Source organism: Rheinheimera sp. (genome assembly GCF_965283995.1).
Lineage (GTDB): Bacteria > Pseudomonadota > Gammaproteobacteria > Enterobacterales > Alteromonadaceae > Pararheinheimera.
This window is the reverse complement of the sequence record NZ_CBDIQG010000001.1, coordinates 2406751-2424919: the sequence shown is the minus strand read 5'-3', so window position 1 is coordinate 2424919 and position 18169 is coordinate 2406751. Positions and strand designations below refer to the sequence as shown.

At 50.1% G+C, this 18169-nt stretch carries 14 protein-coding genes; 5 read left to right on the top strand and 9 right to left on the bottom strand.

Features of this window, described 5'->3' with window-relative positions:
* Positions 1-70: 70 nt before the first annotated feature.
* Positions 71-265: a hypothetical protein gene (locus tag ACQ66Q_RS10925; protein WP_430456828.1), complete on the bottom strand. Its 195-nt coding sequence runs from the start codon at positions 263-265 to the stop codon at positions 71-73.
* A 512-nt stretch (positions 266-777) separates the two neighbouring features.
* Complete coding sequence (locus ACQ66Q_RS10920; RefSeq protein ID WP_430456827.1) at positions 778-2007, bottom strand: adenosine deaminase family protein; 1230 nt, start codon at positions 2005-2007, stop codon at positions 778-780.
* 405 nt (positions 2008-2412) lie between these two features.
* Here ACQ66Q_RS10920 and ACQ66Q_RS10915 point away from each other — a divergent pair, with 405 nt between their 5' ends.
* The 5 genes from ACQ66Q_RS10915 to ACQ66Q_RS10895 all read left to right on the top strand — a co-directional run bounded on the left by ACQ66Q_RS10915 (position 2413) and on the right by ACQ66Q_RS10895 (position 8682).
* The gene (locus ACQ66Q_RS10915; RefSeq protein ID WP_430456826.1) at positions 2413-3324 is read left to right on the top strand and encodes an ABC transporter substrate binding protein; all 912 of its coding nucleotides are present in this window, start codon (positions 2413-2415) and stop codon (positions 3322-3324) included.
* Positions 3325-3338: 14 nt separating this feature from the next.
* Positions 3339-4874 (top strand): sensor histidine kinase, encoded by a 1536-nt coding sequence (locus ACQ66Q_RS10910; RefSeq protein ID WP_430456825.1) that lies wholly within the window; start codon positions 3339-3341, stop codon positions 4872-4874.
* 95 nt (positions 4875-4969) lie between these two features.
* Positions 4970-7108, top strand: a complete 2139-nt coding sequence (locus ACQ66Q_RS10905) for a TonB-dependent receptor plug domain-containing protein (protein WP_430456824.1) — start codon at positions 4970-4972, stop codon at positions 7106-7108.
* Between the two features lies 1 nt (position 7109).
* Positions 7110-7868 (top strand): citrate/2-methylcitrate synthase, encoded by a 759-nt coding sequence (locus tag ACQ66Q_RS10900; RefSeq protein ID WP_430456823.1) that lies wholly within the window; start codon positions 7110-7112, stop codon positions 7866-7868.
* Entirely contained in the window at positions 7846-8682 is an 837-nt protein-coding gene (locus ACQ66Q_RS10895) for a hypothetical protein (RefSeq protein WP_430456822.1), read from the top strand. The genes ACQ66Q_RS10900 and ACQ66Q_RS10895 overlap by 23 nt, the downstream gene beginning before the upstream one ends.
* A gap of 98 nt (positions 8683-8780) precedes the next feature.
* Here ACQ66Q_RS10895 and ACQ66Q_RS10890 read toward each other — a convergent pair whose 3' ends face one another.
* The 7 genes from ACQ66Q_RS10890 to ACQ66Q_RS10860 all read right to left on the bottom strand — a co-directional run bounded on the left by ACQ66Q_RS10890 (position 8781) and on the right by ACQ66Q_RS10860 (position 18127).
* Positions 8781-10565 carry a thiamine pyrophosphate-binding protein gene (locus ACQ66Q_RS10890; RefSeq protein ID WP_430456821.1) on the bottom strand — a complete coding sequence of 595 codons (1785 nt, stop codon included), beginning with the start codon at positions 10563-10565 and terminating at the stop codon, positions 8781-8783.
* Between the two features lie 103 nt (positions 10566-10668).
* The gene (locus ACQ66Q_RS10885) at positions 10669-13122 is read right to left on the bottom strand and encodes a two-component system response regulator (RefSeq protein WP_430456820.1); all 2454 of its coding nucleotides are present in this window, start codon (positions 13120-13122) and stop codon (positions 10669-10671) included.
* Positions 13123-13493: 371 nt separating this feature from the next.
* Positions 13494-14339, bottom strand: a complete 846-nt coding sequence (locus ACQ66Q_RS10880; protein WP_430456819.1) for an alpha/beta fold hydrolase — start codon at positions 14337-14339, stop codon at positions 13494-13496.
* A gap of 191 nt (positions 14340-14530) precedes the next feature.
* Positions 14531-15499 carry an extracellular catalytic domain type 1 short-chain-length polyhydroxyalkanoate depolymerase gene (locus ACQ66Q_RS10875; RefSeq protein ID WP_430456818.1) on the bottom strand — a complete coding sequence of 323 codons (969 nt, stop codon included), beginning with the start codon at positions 15497-15499 and terminating at the stop codon, positions 14531-14533.
* 92 nt (positions 15500-15591) lie between these two features.
* The gene (locus tag ACQ66Q_RS10870; RefSeq protein ID WP_430456817.1) at positions 15592-16026 is read right to left on the bottom strand and encodes a hypothetical protein; all 435 of its coding nucleotides are present in this window, start codon (positions 16024-16026) and stop codon (positions 15592-15594) included.
* A gap of 42 nt (positions 16027-16068) precedes the next feature.
* Positions 16069-17127 (bottom strand): tetratricopeptide repeat protein, encoded by a 1059-nt coding sequence (locus tag ACQ66Q_RS10865; RefSeq protein WP_430456816.1) that lies wholly within the window; start codon positions 17125-17127, stop codon positions 16069-16071.
* A gap of 391 nt (positions 17128-17518) precedes the next feature.
* Positions 17519-18127, bottom strand: coding sequence for a LysE family translocator (locus tag ACQ66Q_RS10860; RefSeq protein WP_430458550.1), 609 nt, complete (start codon positions 18125-18127; stop codon positions 17519-17521).
* Positions 18128-18169 lie beyond the last annotated feature (42 nt).

The window sequence follows — 18169 nt, the reverse complement described above, 5'->3', positions numbered from 1 at the left end:
TGTGAAAGCAGCAAACTGCGGACGAAAAAAAACCGGTCAGTTGACCGGTTCTTTCTGAAAGCGCTGCCGCTTATGCGTTTGCTGTCACACCAGCTGTACGTGCTTTACGCACTTTTGCTGCCTGACGGTTATATGCGTCTGTGAATTGCGCCTTTTCCAGTTTACGTACGGCTTCACCGTTGACGTCGATTTTGCGCAGATAAGTTACAAACACAAAGGCATTAACCACGAAGAAAGCTGCTGCTGCGATTAAAAATGTGTCCATCTTACACCTCATTACATCACCGGATTCTGACCGGTTTTAAGACTGTGATTACCGTTGGTTTCAGGTAAAAAACGGAAGTGGAACTCGCTGTATCACTTGCGTTATTTACCTGCTTGATAATCTATATGCAGACGGCGTGCCAACTTAAAAACAAATATATATGTTATTGTTTTAAAACACTTTTATTAGGTTTAACTCCATAAGATCGCTGGGGCGGCGCTGTGGGGATCTGAGGATCTGTTGCTAATTAGCGACAGCAAAAAGCAGACAAATATTTTTCACATATAAATCAATAACTTACCATGTATCTTTTTTGCGACAGTTTTACCATCGCAAGGAAAATCAGGATAATTGTCATTAATTTCAATGATTTAAACATCATCACTTTCCACGAAATATACACATTCCGGCCTGAACTACCGCTTATCGGCTAAACCAGACAGCAGCAGCGTTGGTGATGAGAAAGCACAAAAGCGCCGGATGGCGCTTTTGTATTGTGCGAAAAAGCAGACTTAATTGATAAAACCGTACTTGCGTGACACCACATCAAAGTAATTCAGGCACTGCTTGGCATATTCACGTTTTTCCACATAACTGCCCGGAAAAAAACTCTTTTTGAAACCATATGCCACCATGTCTTTGAGGCGTTTCAGCGGAATATCAAAATTATCGACGGCCAGCTGATACTCGCGGCTGACGGTGGTATTCGACACCAGCCGGTTGTCAGTACAAATCACCGTCGCAATGCGGTTTTCCAGCATATCTTTAAACTTATGTTGTTTGATGTCGGTGATCGCCGGATTGGTTTGCAGGTTTGACGTCAGGCAGACTTCAATCGCAATACGTTTATCGGCAATGTATGAGGCCAACTCTTTGATATATTTCTGTTTATCGACGATTGTCGGATCTTTGATCATTTCCGGGATAAACATGGAATAACCGTGGCCTATCCGATCGGCATAACATTCAGTAATAGCTTCAAACACCGATTCTGCGCCGTAAGCTTCACCGGCATGCAAAGTTTTCAGCAAAAAATGCTGGTGAGCATATTCATACACTTCTTTAAAATTGTGCGCCGGAAAACCGGACTCCTGTCCGGCCAAATCCAGTGCCACTATCGGGATCCCCGCTTCATCGCGTAAACGCACACTGGCACGTACCAGTTCCATCGCCGCCAGTTTAATCACCTGCATCGGCTCAAAATCACGCATCAACTGAAACAGGTTGGTGTAATAAGGTGAAAAGCCTTTGCCGCTGAACATGCGCATCGCGCAATTGATAATCCCATAAGCAAAAGGCGGTCTGTGGCCATGCTGAACCTGATCATGTGCATTGTATTCATGCATGGCCCGTTTCAGCCCATTATTGACCGTATGCATGATGCGGTCGAAATCTATCCCGATTGCCGGATCCATCAATAACTGTGGCGCAAACCGGACTTCAATGTAGTTCACGCCTTCGGCCTGGTTATCCAGCGCCAGTTCGTAGGCCGCTTGCTCCAGATTTTCCAGATCGCGCAGCACACCGCAGGTGTATTGGAAACCATGCAGGTATTCACCTAAATTGTTATAGCGCTCTTTAAACACCAGGGCTTTCATCCCTTCTACCGTATTCGAAGGCAGGATTAGTTTGCTGCGCTGCGCCATCTCAATCAGCGACTCCAGACGTAGACTGCCATCCAGATGCAGATGTAAATCAGACTTTGGCATTTCTTTAATAAAATCAGCGGAATAAAAAGGCATGGCTGTTCCTGGAGCTAAAAATACGACTGGTTCTCATTATAATAGTTTGAACTGACGACTTCGCAGAAACAATGAAAAAAGTAGTAAAACGGCAAAGACGCCGCTGAGACATCAAGCTTTTCCGCTGACCCCTGCGACAAAACCTGGCGACAAAGCCGGGCCACATCTGCTGGGCGTGAGTCTGCTTAGGCGCCAGACTTTTGCGCGAAGCGCAGGCAAGCTGAATCCAGAAGTTTCACGCAAAGCTAAGTAGCTAATATTTCAGATAAAGTTGGAACTAGTCGCGATCTTGCAGGATTTTTTGACAAATGGATACTTTCTGGCCCAATATTGGCTGTTAAGTTCAAAATGACACTTTAATCATGCTCGATTGGCGTGTGAAAATTGCTGAGTCAAAAGGATTTTATGCGTCGTAAGGCTGCCTATACCATCAGCATTTTGATATCAGCGATGATGGCTGTGGCCAAACCGCTCGCTGCTGATTTGACGGTGGTCTATACGCAAGTCAAAGCGCCCTACAATGAAATTTTTGAGCAAATCATCCGCGGCATTGAACATCAACAACAAGATGGGCTGCAGCTCTATCCGCTTGATGGCAAATCACCTTTAGAAAACACTGCAAAAGAATTGTCGCGGGATCCGACCAATCTGGTCATTGCCTTGGGTAAAAGTGGCTATCAAGTCGCACAACAAATTCAACAAACCAATAATGTCGTCGTCAGTGCTCTGCCTTTGCAACCTGCCGGCATCGCAGGCATCAGCTTGTTGACCGACCCGAAAGTTTTGTTCACCTCGTTAAAAATGCTTGCTCCGGCCATTAAAAAAGTCCATGTGGTGCACACCGACTCCAGTCGCTGGCTGATCCAAATCGCGGTGGCGCAAGCCTCTGATTTTGGTATCGAAGTCATCGCGGACGAAGTAAAAGACCTGAAAGATGCGGTTAAAACTTATCAGGACCTATTGCAAAGTATCGATCCGGCCAGCAACGCAGTTTGGTTACCGTTCGATGCTATCACCGCGAATGAACAAGTTATTTTGCCCCAAGTGCTTGAATTAGCATGGGAGCGCAACATCGTCTTGTTTTCTAGCAAACCAGAACACGCCAAGCGCGGCGCTCTTTTCTCAACTTTTCCCGACCATTTTGAGTTAGGCCGTGAACTGGTCATCTTGGTGCAACAACTGCAGCAAGGAAAAGCTGCAGCGACCGTAATACCGCTGCAACAGGTGCAGCTAGCAGTCAATCTGCGCACCGCAGCGCATATTGGCATGGAGTATAAACAGGAAGTTTTACGCCAAATTCCGATTACATTCAGATGACCGTTAAGTAGACAATGCCACACACTGTTAAACCAACCCTGATGCGCCAATTACTGCGCCTGCTGCTGCCAAGCATGTTGGTGTTGGTTGGCACGCTCGGCGTGCTATTTGTGTTGCTGACTTCACGGTTTTCCAACCAGCAGATGCTGTCGAATACTGAACAACTGGCGCGTTCTTTTGCCGAACAATCGGTGTTAGCCATGTTAACCGGCAGTACTGTAAATGCTGAGCCAGTGCTGCAGCAAATGAAGACATTTCCCGACTTTGTCGGCGCGGGCCTTTGGAGCAAAGAAAACCAGTTGCTGGTATGGCATGGTGACACAAAAACAGCCGACACTTTCAAGCGTCTGTTGGCAGAGCCAGCCACAGATGAGATACGGATTTGGCAACTTGATCAGCTGGTATTTCTGGCCGCCGCTGTCAAGGTACAGGCAGGTGCCGAGCATGCGGAAGCTGAGCTGTCACTGGATGCCCCTTCAAGTTTGCCATTGGGCTATGCCTTACTGGTATTCAGCAAAGCACGTTTGCAACAGCAAATTGGCAATAGTCTGTTGATTAGCCTCGGGGCTGTTGCTCTGGCTGCCCTGATCATTTTATGGTTTATCAGCAATTGGGTGCAAAAAACCACTTTGCCGCTCAGGCAGTTATCAGAGCGGATGCAAAGTGATGATTTCTTACGCCAGGCCAGCTCGCCAGTCAGCGGCGGTAGCTCAGAGATCCAGCATATCAGTCAGGCCTATCAGCAGATGGCGGCAGCTATTATTGAACGCGATGAAGCACTTCGAATACACCAGCACAAACTTGAGACGCTGGTTGAGATCAGGACCCGGGAGCTTACCACTGCGCGGGATGCAGCATTGACCGCCAGCCGGCACAAATCTGAATTTCTGGCCAATATTACTCATGAACTACGCACGCCACTGCAATCAGTTATTGGCTATATTGATTTGGTCAACGAACAGCTTGAGTTTACTGACTACGCAGACCTGACTGACGACCTCAACAGGGCGCAACGTAATGCAGAAAACTTATTAAAGATGATCAATAGCTTGCTGGATTTTTCCAAAATTGAAGCTGGTAAAATGGAGCTACACCTGAGCCAGGTACGCGTGTCGCAGGTGATCCAGCAGTGCGTCGACCTGATCAAACCCTTGCTGCAGAGCAATCAATTGCAGCTGGATATCAGCAACAAAGGGTTGGAATTGTGGACTGATGGGGAAAAACTCCTGCAAGTATTGGTCAACCTGATGAGCAACGCCTGCAAATACACCCAATCAGGCCGTATTACTTTACGTGTACACGAAGACGGCAATCACTGTGAGTTCAGTATTGCCGACACTGGTTGCGGTATAGATCCACAGCAACTGGAACATATTTTTATGCCCTTTTATCAGGTTGATGGCAGTCAAAGCCGGCGCAGCGGTGGTACAGGCCTGGGCTTAGCCATCACCAGGCAATTTGTTGAATTAATGGGTGGCTCAGTCACGGCATTGAGTCAGTTGGATCAGGGTTCTGTTTTCATCGTTCGAGTCCCGATATCAAAAACATAACTCTATATAAATCAATAGATTCTGGACAATTAAATCGATTCATGTTGATACTCTGTATTGCAGCGCAAGATGGTTCGGCTTAAAGGAAACATTTCATGAAGCTTAATTTGTTCGTTCGCGCAATGATTTGGATGGCGGGTAGTTCAGCTTTTGGCGCCATGGCAGTCAACCAGGATATGGCACAAAATGAACTGGACGATTTTTATGGTGAAGTCGACGTCGTCAGCATTGCCACCGGCACGAAGAAGCGCATAGACAAAGCTCCGGCCGTGACGACATTAATAACCGCTGATGACATTGCCCGAATGGGCGCCAGCCATCTCGATGAAGTGCTCGAAATGGTGCCAGGTCTGCATATTTCGCCTTCGACCATCAGCCGGTTAGATTCCGTATATTCGATTCGGGGCATTCAAACTGGTTTTAATCCGCAAGTTTTAGTGCTACTGAACGGCACTGAGTTTAAAAACAGTTTCTCCGGTGGTTTACCTTATACGTTTCGCTTTCCAGCCAACGTGATAGAACGGGTTGAAGTCATCCGCGGCCCCGGCACCGCCGTTTATGGTGCAGATGCCTTCTCAGGCGTGATCAATATTGTCACCAAAAACTTAGCTGAAACTGCCACGAATGCCGGGATGCGCGTGGGTAGCTTTGCCAGCCGTGACGTCTGGCTGCAAACGGGTGGGGAATGGCAAGATATTGAATTAGGCTTTGCCCTCGAACATCAACAGTCCGATGGCGATCCAGACCGTGTAGCAAAGTCGGATCAACAAACGGTATTTGACCGGATATTCCGTACCGCTGTGTCGAAAGCGCCCGGCACTTTAGCGACCCGCTACGATATTATTGATGCCCACACCAGCGCCAAATTGCAGAATTGGAAATGGGAACAATGGTGGTGGCAACAACGCGATGGTGGTTTAGGCCCCGGCGGTGCACAAGCATTGGATTCCACGGGTTATCAAAAATTCCGCGACTATCGCAGTAAACTCACGCATTCGCAGGATCTCAGCAGTCATTTAACCTGGACCAATGATCTGTCCTATATGGACGCCCGCAGCGAAACCTACTTTGTCCTCTTCCCTGCCGGTGCCAAATTACCTATTGGGGCTGATGGCAACATCAATTTCGCCCAACCCAATGGCCTCGTGACTTTCACCGACGGCTACATCGGCAGTCCACACGGCAATCACAAAGACAGCCGTTTTAACAGCATCTTGAATTACAAAGCGGTGAAAGATCACGAAATACGCTTTGAACTTGGCTGGTTCGAACAAAAGCTGACACCGCGTGAGTATAAGAATTTTGGGCCCGGCGTCATTGATGGGAAAACCCCAACAGTCAACGGGACCTTAACAGATTTAACCGGCAGCGATTACATCTATGTCAAGCCGGTCAGCCGCACCAACCGCCACCTGAGTGTGCAGGATATCTGGCAGTTAGCCTCAGATTGGGAAATCACCTATGGGGTGCGGTATGACTATTTCTCTGATTTCGGCTCAACCGTCAACCCACGCGCGGCTGTGGTGTGGAATACCGCACACAATTTAACGACCAAGCTTTTATACGGTAGTGCGTTCAGAGCGCCCTCGTTTAATGAATTGTTCCTGCAAAACAACCCAACGGCTCTGGGTAATCCGGCGCTGGATCCGGAAACCATTGATACAACGGAACTGGTGTTTGATTATCAACTGAACTTTGACAATCACTTAGTCCTCAACATGTATCGGTTCAAAGCGAAAGATTTAATTGATAAAGCACCAGTCCCTGGTACTTCGTTTTTGCAAACAGCAAACGTCTTTGATTTGGATGGCAAAGGTGCAGAATTTGAATGGACTTATCGACCAGCAGCACTGTGGCGCGTCGACTTCAACTTTGCCTATCAAAACACCGTCAATGCCGCAACAGACCAAAGAGTCGCCAACGCTCCCGGTAAATCGGCATCTTTGCGGCTTTATTATGACTTAAACAGCAACTGGCAAGTGTCGGGCTGGGCACATTGGATTGCTGATCGGCGCAGAGCCACCACCGACACACGAGCGCCACTGGCTGACTACCAACTGTGGAACTTGTCACTGAATTACCAACCGGGCAGCAGTCCTTGGCGGGTAAAAACCTCAGTGCGAAACCTGTTCGATAAATCAGTATATGAGCCAAGCGGCACCGCTATCAGTAACGATTTCCTGATGGAAGGCCGTAGTCTGCACCTTCAGGTTAGCTATAACTGGCAACTCTGAGATGACTAAAGACTTTGTTTACGCCAAGCAAGCCAGTACACAAATCACCGCAGAAGTCGCGGCGGCAGATAATCCTTATGGAGCGGTGCAGCAACACATTTTCGGCTATGAACTAGTCGAACTGATGCAAAAGCGCAGCTTTACCGACGTGTTGTATTTATTACTGACCGGCGAGCTGCCAACCGCAGCACAAGCCCAATTACTGACACGGTTACAGATCGCCTTGTGTAATGCCGGCCCACGCCATCCGGCCACCCGCGCAGTGATGACTGCAGCCATCAGCAAAGCACGGCCAGAACATTTGCTGCCGATTGGTTTACAAGTGCTGGGGGGCGAACGTCAAGGGGCCGCAGCGGTTGCCGAAGCCTGGCAAGCACTGCAAAACTGTCTGACACAGAATGATTTCCAACCGGCGCAACAGCCACTACCGGCAGGTTTCGGTCAGGTGTATGCCGGCATTGACCCACTTCAGGCACGCTTACTGGCACAGCTCAGCAGTTTGCCGGCCGCAGGCCCGGCCCTGCGGCTATGCGAGCAACTGCAGTCGCATTGGCAGTCGCAGCAGCAAGGCATCTTAGACGTCGGTTTATGTGCGGCTTGTTGTTTAGATTTGGGTATCGGTAAACGCGAAAGTATTGGGCTGTTTCAGCTGCTGCGCGCACCGGGTTTGTTGGCCCATGGTATGGAACAAACCCACAGACCGATCACAGACTCGCCTTTACTGTCGGATGACGACTATGAATTCCAACAAGACCAATAAATACGCCTTATGGGACGCCCGCCGCGGCCGCATTGTCACCAAAATTGGGAAGTGGGTTGGTGGCGACGATGTGCAGATCCGGCAGTACTCGTTATTGCATGATTTGTTTATGCAAAAGAGCTACATGCAGGTCTTGGTGCTGAACGCAACCGGACGCCTGATCAGTGCTGAACTGGCCTGTTGGCTGGAAAATAACTTTATGGTGATGAGTTATCCTGATGCGCGGATTTGGTGCAATCAGGTGGGTGCTTTTGCCGGTCAAATGCAGACCAGCCCGAGTGCGGCAACAGCGGCAGGCTGTCTGGCCGCCGACTCCCGCGCTTATGGCGGCAGCCTGACTTCCAGGTTGGCCATGCAGTTCATTCAGCGCACAGTACAACAAATTCAAGCCGGCATGACGTTAGAGGAGCTGGTGTCCAGTGTGCCACTTCGTCACGGCAAACCTGCCATCATTGGCTTTGCCCGCCCTGTATCCCGCCATGATGAGCGGATAGAGCCCCACCGCAACATGACGACTGCTCTGGGATTTGCCGATGGCCCGCATCTGACGCTGGCAAATCAGCTTTCAGACTATTTACTGGCGACCTATGGCATGGGTATCAATATTGGTGGCTACACTGCCGCGTTCATGTCAGATCAGGGTTTTACACCGGACGATGTTTACCGGATTAAAAATCTCTGTGTGGCAAGTGGCGTCACGGCCTGTTATATCGATCAATTGCAGCAACCGCAACATAGTTTCCTGGCACTGCAGTGTCAGGACGTCCGTTACGATGGGATAGCGCCGCGCACTGTGCCTGAGCGGGAACTTTAACGCTGTATGGCCCGCATCACACACTTTGAGCTCCACCGGCCCAAAAGCCTGGTGGAGCAATGCTGAGTTATAGCCCGATGGCTGTCGGACAAGCTGCACTACCCGCCCGGTGTCATCGATACATTTTGCAGACTTTGCACGCGTGACAGCATCGGTGGGATCTCCTCCCGATCAATCCGCACATCCAGCAAGGTTGGGCCATCGCCAGAAAAGATACTATTTAGATCAATAAGCTGTAGCTGCTCGAACGATTCAATCACAACGGCATCTATACCCATAGCCTGGGCCATTTGCGCATAATTCACGCGCCCGAGCTCAAATCCAACCGCTTCGGCGTTGCCCAAACGCTGACCATGCATCACCATCCCCATCACGCCATCGTTGAGTACGATAAACAAAATTGGCAGGTTTTGTTGTTTTGCCACGGTGATTTCCTGCGCGCTCATCAGGTAAGCACCATCGCCGGTGACACAAATATGCGGTGAACGGCTGGCATCACCGAGCGCCGAACCGATAACGGCGCCAATAGCCCAAGCCATGGAACCAAGTCCCATCGCGATATGAAATTTGCCGTTGCACTCGGGACGTTGATAATAATGGATCGCCCAGGCCCAGGCATTGCCGGCATCGGCAAAGAAGCGGCTATCCACCGGTAGCGAACGGGCAAGGTGACAAAACAACGTTTGTGGTTTTAATGGCACGGATCTATGTGTCATCGCATCCGCATCGCGCCAGACGCTGCGACCGCCCAGTGCATTCAGGTCGGCAACTCCGCCAAAATCCGGCCAGCATTTCCCCCATTTTTTCTGTGCTTGCTGCACTTCATCGACCAACTTCTTAAAAATGGCCGGCAAAGATCCGCAGACATGCAGGCGGGCCATTGGTGAACGGGTGAAATGTTCAACACTCGAATCAATATGGATCAGCCGGTGATTAATCAATTCTTCCGACCAGCCACTGGTTCCGAGCTCTCCCAGCGCAGCACCAATCGCCAGCACCAGGTCGAGTTTTCCATCGACATCAGACAACAGCTCAGCAGCGCTGCTATGGCCGGCAAAACCGAACACGCCCCGGTACAGCGGGTGCGTTTCGTCGACCCAGCGTTTGCCCATCGGACCTGATACAAACGGTGCGTTTAGCAATGTTGCAAGTTGCATGATTGAGGAAGACGCATCTTTACAACCGTCGCCGATAAACAAAGCGATATGCTTGGCCTGAGACAATTCCTGGATCAGTTTTTCCAACCCGACCTTATCGGTCAGCTGGAATTGTTGTGTCAACAGTTCTGGTTTTACTTTTGGCAAATAGCCGGCATCGGCACGCAAAATATCGGAGGGTATTGAGATATGCACAGGCCCGGCCGGAATTCGGCTACTGGCCATCACTGCCGCGATCAGTTTGTTTTCCAGCTGCTCCTGGTGGCTAACCAAAGAGTTATAACGGGTACAGTGGCGGAAGATACCGACAATGTCGATGGCTGCGCAGGATGAATCCTGCAAAGCGCGCCGGCCGAATTTTGGCAATGGCGTTTGGGCGGTGATCACCAGCATCGGCACGTTGTCTGCGTAGGCACTGGCAACACCGGTCAACAAATTGGTGGCGCCTGGACCGGTGGTCGCACAGCAGACGCCCAATTTGCCGGTTTCTCTGGCGTAACCGTCTGCCATAAATGCTGCGCCGGCTTCGTGTCGGGCAACCACTGCGCGCACGCCGCCGCGTCTTTCACTGCGGGCTAGTGCATTAAACAGTGGCTCTATCGCGCCTCCGGGCACGCCAAACACATATTCAACACCCAATATATTTAAATATTCGACCAATAGATCGGCATAAGTCACTAATTCCTTGTCTATCCGCTGTCCTTGCTCCACTGAAAGATCATGCATTGGATATACCTTATGAATCGTACCGAGGTGCTGTTACCTCAGCTATAGGGTATATCACAGAAGTGGTTAAAATTACAGCAGACGCACTAAGTAAGGCTATGAATTAGAAAGTCTTTTCCAGAAGATCAATCGGCATCGGTTTACTGATATGGTAACCCTGCGCATAGTCGACACCGAGTTGTTGCAGCAAGGTCAGAATTTGTTCATTTTCGACAAATTCAGCAACCGATTTGCGGCCCAGTGCATGCGCAATTTCGGCCATGGCTTTGACCAGCACAAAATCCATCGTGTCCTGATGCATGTTTTTGACAAAAGAACCGTCAATTTTAATGCTGCTGGCGGGCAGTTGTTTGATGTAACTGAAGGTACTAAATCCGGTACCAAAATCGTCGATAGAAAATTCACAACCCAATCGGTTCAATTGATTAAACATCGCGCAGGTACCGGCAATATTGTTCAGGCTGGCGGTTTCTGTCAGTTCAAACACCACACGACTGGGTTCGACCTGATACTTCAGCAGCGTTTGTTCAATCCAGGGTACCAGACGTTCGTCACGAAACGCCTGCGCTGACAGGTTGATGGCGACTTTTTTCAACACCGGATGACAACTCATCATCTCAATGGTTTTACCAATGACCTGATGATCCAACAGATTGATGTCTTCGACCTGTTCCAGCGCCTGAATAAACTCACCGGGGTAGACAATGTGACCGTTTAAATTTAAGCGGACTAAGGCCTCGAAGTAGACTATCTCGCCAGTACGCACGCACATAATGGGTTGAAAATGCATGACAATTTGATCGTTCACTATGGCTTCACGTAACTGCTGCGCCCACTGTAACGAGTTGCGCAACTTGTCACTGGCTGCATCGCTGACGCTATAACAATGTGCTCTGTTGCGGCCTTTGGCCTTGGCAACATACAAGGCGATATCTGCTTGTTGTAAGTAGACTTGGGCATCGGGCTGGCTGCCGTCAACAATGGTCACACCAATACTGCAGCTTAAGGTATACACCTTATCCATTAAGCGATAGGGTTGCGCATCTAGCGCAACACAAAGCCGCGTGGCTAATTCGTTGGCCTGCTCTAAGGTTTTGGCAGGTGATATCACGACAAATTCATCACCGCCAACCCGGCATAACAAATCTTCAGCGCTGAGCCCCATTGCTAACCTGTTGGCCACTTCGCGTAAAATAGCGTCGCCCTGTGAATGGCCATGGGAGTCATTCACCACCTTGAAATGGTCCAAATCAATATACATTAAGGCATGGGATTGTTGGTCGCTGGCCAGCGCCGCAATGCGCATCAGCTCTCGATCACTGAAGTGGCGGTTGTACAGGCCGGTCAGCGGATCGTGCAACGCCAGATGTTGCAGTTCTTGCTCCGCTTTTTTCCGCTCATCAATGTTTTCTAAAGTCACGGTGACACCTGAGATTTTATCAGGCAGCGCCGCCATATTCAGTGACATCCAAAAACTCGGCTGCGCCAATTGCAGTTCCGAGCGCCACTGTTCAAGGTCGCCTGCACATATCGCGGCCAATTGAGCCTGCACCAGCGCCTGATCTGCCGGCCGCAAAAAATGCAGAAAGGATGCGGGGTCGGCCACAGCACTACGCGCTGTCAGGTCGTACCAGGCCCGGTTCGCAAACTTAATAGTGCCATCGCTGGTGAGCTCCATTAACACCGTAGACACGTGATCGAGGACGCGCTGATGCACTTCCGACAGGTCGCGGTAGCGCTCTTCGCTGCCGGCCAGTTGCTGCACTTTTTGCTTAAATTGTTCGTTACTGATCAGGAAATCTTCGCGCATCGCTGCGACGTCAATCACACGGCGCAGTTGTTCTGCGCGAAACGGCTTATTCACAAAATCAGCGGCGCCTTGCAGCATCATTTGCTCGGCTAATTCAATGCCGCCATGCGCTGTCATCACGACGACCGATTGTTTCGGATTCAGCCGCATAATTTCAGCTAATACTTCCTGACCATTCAGCTCAGGCAGCATCACATCCAGCAACACTAATGCATAACTGCGGCTACGCTGGTACATCTCGACGGCTTGCGGCCCGGTGACTGCGATCTCAACGTCATAATTTGGCAGCACAATTCTTTTCGCCAATTCGGCGATATCAGCATCATCTTCGACAATCAAAATGGTCTGACGCTGTTGTAAGCGTTGTTCAGCTTGTTGAAAACGCGCAACAATTTGCGGTATTTGCTCGATCTGCTCTTTTGGCAGTACCAAATCGATGCCATAAGCCCGGGCGGTCGTTTCAGTGATCCGTTCACAGTAAGTAGCACTAAGCAGAATAATTGGGGTTTTTTCTTCACATTTCAACACGTTGGCTCTAACCAACCGCGCGAGGCGCCAGCCATCAATGCCACCGATCTCAATTTCCGTTAAGATCAGATTGACGTGTTTTTGTTTGAGTATCGCGATAGCGTCGGCGCTGTTATTCACAACGATGAGTTGCAAGGCTGCAGATTCAGGCAAGAACTGCCGGACAGTCTCTTGCATCTGCTCGCCAGCTACCAACAACATCACATACTTAACCTGCACTAGCCATTCACCTTAACTATGGTTTGGTTTTGCACAAACTTTGTGAATAAAGGACGAGCATATCTTCAAGCAACTCTGCGACGCAAGCAGATTCATTGTCTGGAGGCCGTCCTTTGAGATGCGCGGAAAGCCTGTATTGCACCGAAGCCGCACACACATACAACAACCGATCCTGCGCTAGTGTTTTTACCAGACAACAGTGCGCTCAAGCCTGCGACCAAATAACCTGAAGTTTCTGCGTGTTAGAAACGGTCAGCGCAGCCCTTTTCAGCAAGGGCTGATTAAAAATAGTCGGCTTTAATCGATATGCATACATGCATGGATCAGGCCCGGAAAGTCGCCCATGATCACTGAACACTAATCAGTGAACGCTAGCCTTTTGGGATCAGACTTAAAATTGCGTCCACCACCGCGCCTGGAATTTGTTCCTGTACCCGATGATTTGCCACAATAGTGCGGACTTCGGCCTGTGGATAGATTGTCCCCATCCGCTGCTCTGCGGCTTCAGGGTCGAGTGCCCAGACGCCAAAATCTTCGGCATAGATGACGCCATTTAACAGATTTTTGACTAAACCTGCTGATTTGGGTTGCGGTGCTGCCGTTTGGGTCACCAGCCGGATCATCGGTTTGCTGAAGGTCGCCGGATGTTGCAGCAGATATTGGCCCATGCTGTTGATGTTGGCGATTTCCAGACGCGTGGCTTTTGGCGCAAATACCCAAAGACCTGCCCGGGTGTACCATGGAAATTCAGTGACAGGTTTCACCAATCCAAGCGGCAGCGCGTCGACTAATAACAGGGCATCCACTTGTTGCGGAAAACGTTTGGTAAACACCTGCGCATATTGCCCGCCCAGCGAATGCCCAATCAGCACATATGGCGGCGACAATTTTTGCTGTTGGATCAGGTGTTGTAATCTGGCCGCCGACAACGCCGGGCTGAGCGCTGCTTGTTCTGATTCACTGCGCCCGACACCAGGGCGATTGTAGAACAGCAAATCACAGCAATTACTTAATCCTTTAGCCACGCCTTCCCAGGTCTTCAGATCAAGCATCAAACCATTTTCAAAAATAAGTGTGGCGCGTGGCTTGGCAACGCGAAGCGCTGCATATTCAATTTTTTCGCCGGCAAGGTCGGTGATTTTGGGTTGTAACAGCGGCGCTGGCTGTGCCTGTTGTGGCGGGGCATCCGAGGCACTGGAGCAAGAGATGGTGGTCATCAACAATGCCAATAAACAGAAAACTCTATGGCTTGCAGCGATACGGCTGTGTCTCTGACACGCGCTATGACCTACTGTGTTTAAGGGTTTGAAGTACATAAAAATCCTGATTTCCCTATAAGAAACAGCGGCATTTGTCCAGCAGACACCGCTTGGTAAAACGCCTGAGCGTTCTGACAACATCCTCTTTGTTAAAGTTTCTGCCGCGCAAAGAACTGCCAAATCAGCTCCGGGCCATTGGGTTCCATCGGCGATGGGCCTAAGATCCGAGGCCGTTGCCAATAGGGTTGTGGCATGCCGTGCCCGCCGTCCACGATGGTGACCAGTTCGACTTCAAAGCGGCCGTCATCCTGCCATTGCATACTCTGCACATTCTTCACGCCGGGCAGCGGAACTTCACGTTTTGCTGCCAGTCGCAGCTTATGCTGTGTGACAAAAAACTCTGCCGACGCTGCTGAAGATAAGACCTGACCGTTTTGAAAAAACATGCCCCACAATTCAACTTCACCACCGCTATAAGGCACTATGGTGTCGGCGGTCCCGTTCATCATCATCACAGAAGCACCTTGCTCGACCGGCTTACATTTGAAATTGTCGGGCGCCGGGACATTGGCAGACACCGCAGCCACAGCGCGAAACCGATCCGGCGATTCCAGCGCTAAGCGCAATGACATAAAGCCGCCCGCGGACACACCAGTGGCAAACACCCGGCGTTGATCAAAACCATGTGCGGCAATCAGCGTGTCGACTAATGTATTCAGATAGTGCACGTCATCGAGTTCACGCCCATTCACCAGAAAGTCGCCGGTTTTGCTGCAGTCGTTCCAGTCAAAGGATTTACCACTTGGATAGACGACAGCGAATCCATGCTGATCGGCGAGACGTTCAAAGCCATAGCCGGTTTCGCTGCGGATTTGCGCGCCATTTTGACCAGAGCCATGCAATACCATCACCAGCGGTGCGTCTTTGGCCAAATCCTTCGGCAGATATAACCGGTAAGTATAAGTTTCGCCGTTCACCGCCAAGGTGGCTTTTGTGAGCGTACCGGTCAGTAGCGGCTCCTCGGGGTCTGGCGTATAAACGAAATAAACGAATAAACCTGCACACAGCGTGACCAAGAACGTGAGGCCAAGCAGGATAAAACGCAGCGCTTTTTTCATGATGCACTTCACTCAGGTTTGTTAACGAACAGGATGGCTGTAAAAACCAGCAGCCGTGTGTCCGGCGGCTGCTACAACACTGACTTTATTGATTACTTCGTCACTGCTGACTTCGGGCTCAACCATGGTGTGCCCGGCTGTTTCACATAATGCTGCCAGACATAAGACCAGGGCATCACCAGATAAACCAACACCACCATGCCGATCGCAATCACATTGGGCATCAGTTTGTCATCGAAGGTGCCATTGAGGAATAAAGGCAACGGTACAGTGACGAGCCAAATCGTTTTCCAAATTAGTTCCCACATCAGGATAGGCAACATCTGCAATGGATAACGAATGCCCAAGGCGCATAATAACCAGAACGCGCCCATCATCGAGGTCTGTACCGTTTGGGCACTGCCCCATGTGGCGAACGGTTTTTCTGCGGCGAATACACTTGGCCACAGGGTTAAAGAAAGTCCGATGACCACCAATAAATACATGGCCCGCAGCGCATAAATTTGATATTTGGGAACTTCGTTCATGTTGTGACTCCAAGATGTCAGTAAAATCGTTGCAACCGCGGGTTATTTCGAGCCGAAACCAGGGTTTTTTAATGCTTTTAACTGGTCTTCCACATCTTCACGGCTTTTTGCCGATAATGGCGGCATGAACGCCAATGCTTGTTCAAATGAAGCGACCGCTTTCTTGTTGTCGCCCAATGCCTGCCAGGTTTGGCCCAACCGGTAATGGACAGCCGCTGTCGCATTAATCTGCAGAGACTTTTCTAACGATAACAGGGCATCTTGTGGTTTGCCTTGTTCCAGTAACGACCGACCAAGCCCAAGATAAGCCGGAGCAGAATCCGGGTGGTGCTGCACCACAGCTAACAAGACTTTTTCGGCGTCGGCGAACTGCTTTTCTCGGTTTAATGTCAAGCCGATTTCTACTAACAGGTCGCGCTGCAGCTTCACAAGAGTAGTGTTATTGTCAGTGTTGACAGCCAAAGCACCTGTGCAGGCTTTTTCAAACTCTTCGTCATACAGATCGAATTTTGCTTGCAGTAATTTTGCGATTTCCGGGTTAGTTTGGTGGCTGGCGCGGATCAGCTTTTTCGCGCTGGACGTGCTGCCGCCCATTAAACCCGGCACTTCCAGGTAAAACGACGTCAGCGACATGGCAGCGTTATAGTTGGCCGGATCTAGTGCAATCGCTGTCTTAAAAGCATCGCGAATGGTGCCAAGCGAACCCACAGCATCCATCATGTCGCCTTTTTCCGCTTTGGAACCCAACACATTGCCAAGCGCTTCATGACATTCAGAATTTTTCGGGTTGTGCGTTATGCATTGCTCCGCCATTTTGGCTGCGTCGTCAAAACGCTTCACGTTGCCCCCAAGCAAAATTAAATCAATGTTGCCAACCAAAGCATCGGCATTATTTGGCTCGATGGCGAGTTTTGCGGCGACAGCCGTCTCAACTTCGGCATATTTTTTCGCGTCGATAAGCGCTGTATATTCATGCGCATGTGCTGACTGCAGGCCCGACATAGCGGTCAGCAACAGAGCGCAGGCGACTGCTTGACCAACAACGGATTTACGAACAGTAATATTGCGCATAGTGGTGTATTCCCAGATGAAATTTTTCATAATTCCAAAGAATCCAACAGGTTAGGTTGTCTCTTTGCCATATATCCGATAGGTGCAGTGTCGCTGTTCGGCAAAGTGCCGGCAATCAACAAGGGACGACTGACGGTTTGGGAGTCTTAGACAACGAAAAAGCGTGGCTGGGTTGCAGGGGCTTACTGTTGGTCATCTAGTGGCCGGATGGCATGACCGGTATGAGTCACTCTGAGTCTGGCAATTGCCAACGACAACGCGCAGCGCATTTGAACGGTTGGTGATTACCTATGAGCGAACTGCGGACATGAAACTGGGGGGACGCCACGTGGTGGCCAGCGTATTTTCCGAATCTCAGTGATTGCCTCAGCGCGACAAAACACAAAAACTCATAACTTTACTGAAGCACCGTCAAGCGCGATTAGACGTCTTTGCGCGCGAACGCTAAGCGCACAGCTAAGCCGATCATGATGATGCCACTGCAACGATACAGCCAAATCAGTGCCTTTGGTTTTGCACGAAACCAGACCGACAGACTGCCGGCAAAAATCGCCACAGGCCCTTTGATCAGGAACGTCAACGCGGCAAACACCAGTCCAAGGGCCAGGATCGACAATGTTGGATTCGTAGCGCCCGGCACGACAAATTGCGGAAGAAAGGCAAAATAGAACACAGCAATCTTTGGGTTGGTAATATTGGAGGCAGCGCCCGTGATAAATTGCCGGGTCAGCGATTGCGGCTGAGATGCTTCGGCAGAAATCTGTGCACTGCGTGTCAGCAGTAGCTGAATACCTAAGTACAACAAATAGGCCCCGCCAACCAGCTTTATTGCAGTAAACAACCACTCAGAGGTACGCAGTAAAGCCCCAAGACCTGCTGTCGCCAACAATGTGTGACCGAGTAAGCCAAGACTCACACCTGCCGCTGTCGCTATACCCGCTTTCGTTCCATGGGTTATCGATCTCGACATGACCAGCAACATATCTTGGCCAGGAGTAGAAATAACTGCCACAGCAGCCAGCAGAAACATGAACCATTGCGCTTCAATCATGAGCTGTGCTTCCGAAAGAGC

Coding starts and splice junctions, on each gene's coding strand:
- ACQ66Q_RS10925 (WP_430456828.1), bottom strand. CDS start 265: ATGGACACATTTTTAATCGCAGCAGCAGCTTTCTTCGTGGTTAATGCC.
- ACQ66Q_RS10920 (WP_430456827.1), bottom strand. CDS start 2,007: ATGCCTTTTTATTCCGCTGATTTTATTAAAGAAATGCCAAAGTCTGAT.
- ACQ66Q_RS10915 (WP_430456826.1), top strand. CDS start 2,413: ATGCGTCGTAAGGCTGCCTATACCATCAGCATTTTGATATCAGCGATG.
- ACQ66Q_RS10910 (WP_430456825.1), top strand. CDS start 3,339: ATGCCACACACTGTTAAACCAACCCTGATGCGCCAATTACTGCGCCTG.
- ACQ66Q_RS10905 (WP_430456824.1), top strand. CDS start 4,970: ATGAAGCTTAATTTGTTCGTTCGCGCAATGATTTGGATGGCGGGTAGT.
- ACQ66Q_RS10900 (WP_430456823.1), top strand. CDS start 7,110: ATGACTAAAGACTTTGTTTACGCCAAGCAAGCCAGTACACAAATCACC.
- ACQ66Q_RS10895 (WP_430456822.1), top strand. CDS start 7,846: ATGAATTCCAACAAGACCAATAAATACGCCTTATGGGACGCCCGCCGC.
- ACQ66Q_RS10890 (WP_430456821.1), bottom strand. CDS start 10,565: ATGCATGATCTTTCAGTGGAGCAAGGACAGCGGATAGACAAGGAATTA.
- ACQ66Q_RS10880 (WP_430456819.1), bottom strand. CDS start 14,339: ATGACCACCATCTCTTGCTCCAGTGCCTCGGATGCCCCGCCACAACAG.
- ACQ66Q_RS10875 (WP_430456818.1), bottom strand. CDS start 15,499: ATGAAAAAAGCGCTGCGTTTTATCCTGCTTGGCCTCACGTTCTTGGTC.
- ACQ66Q_RS10870 (WP_430456817.1), bottom strand. CDS start 16,026: ATGAACGAAGTTCCCAAATATCAAATTTATGCGCTGCGGGCCATGTAT.
- ACQ66Q_RS10865 (WP_430456816.1), bottom strand. CDS start 17,127: ATGAAAAATTTCATCTGGGAATACACCACTATGCGCAATATTACTGTT.
- ACQ66Q_RS10860 (WP_430458550.1), bottom strand. CDS start 18,127: ATGTTTCTGCTGGCTGCTGTGGCAGTTATTTCTACTCCTGGCCAAGAT.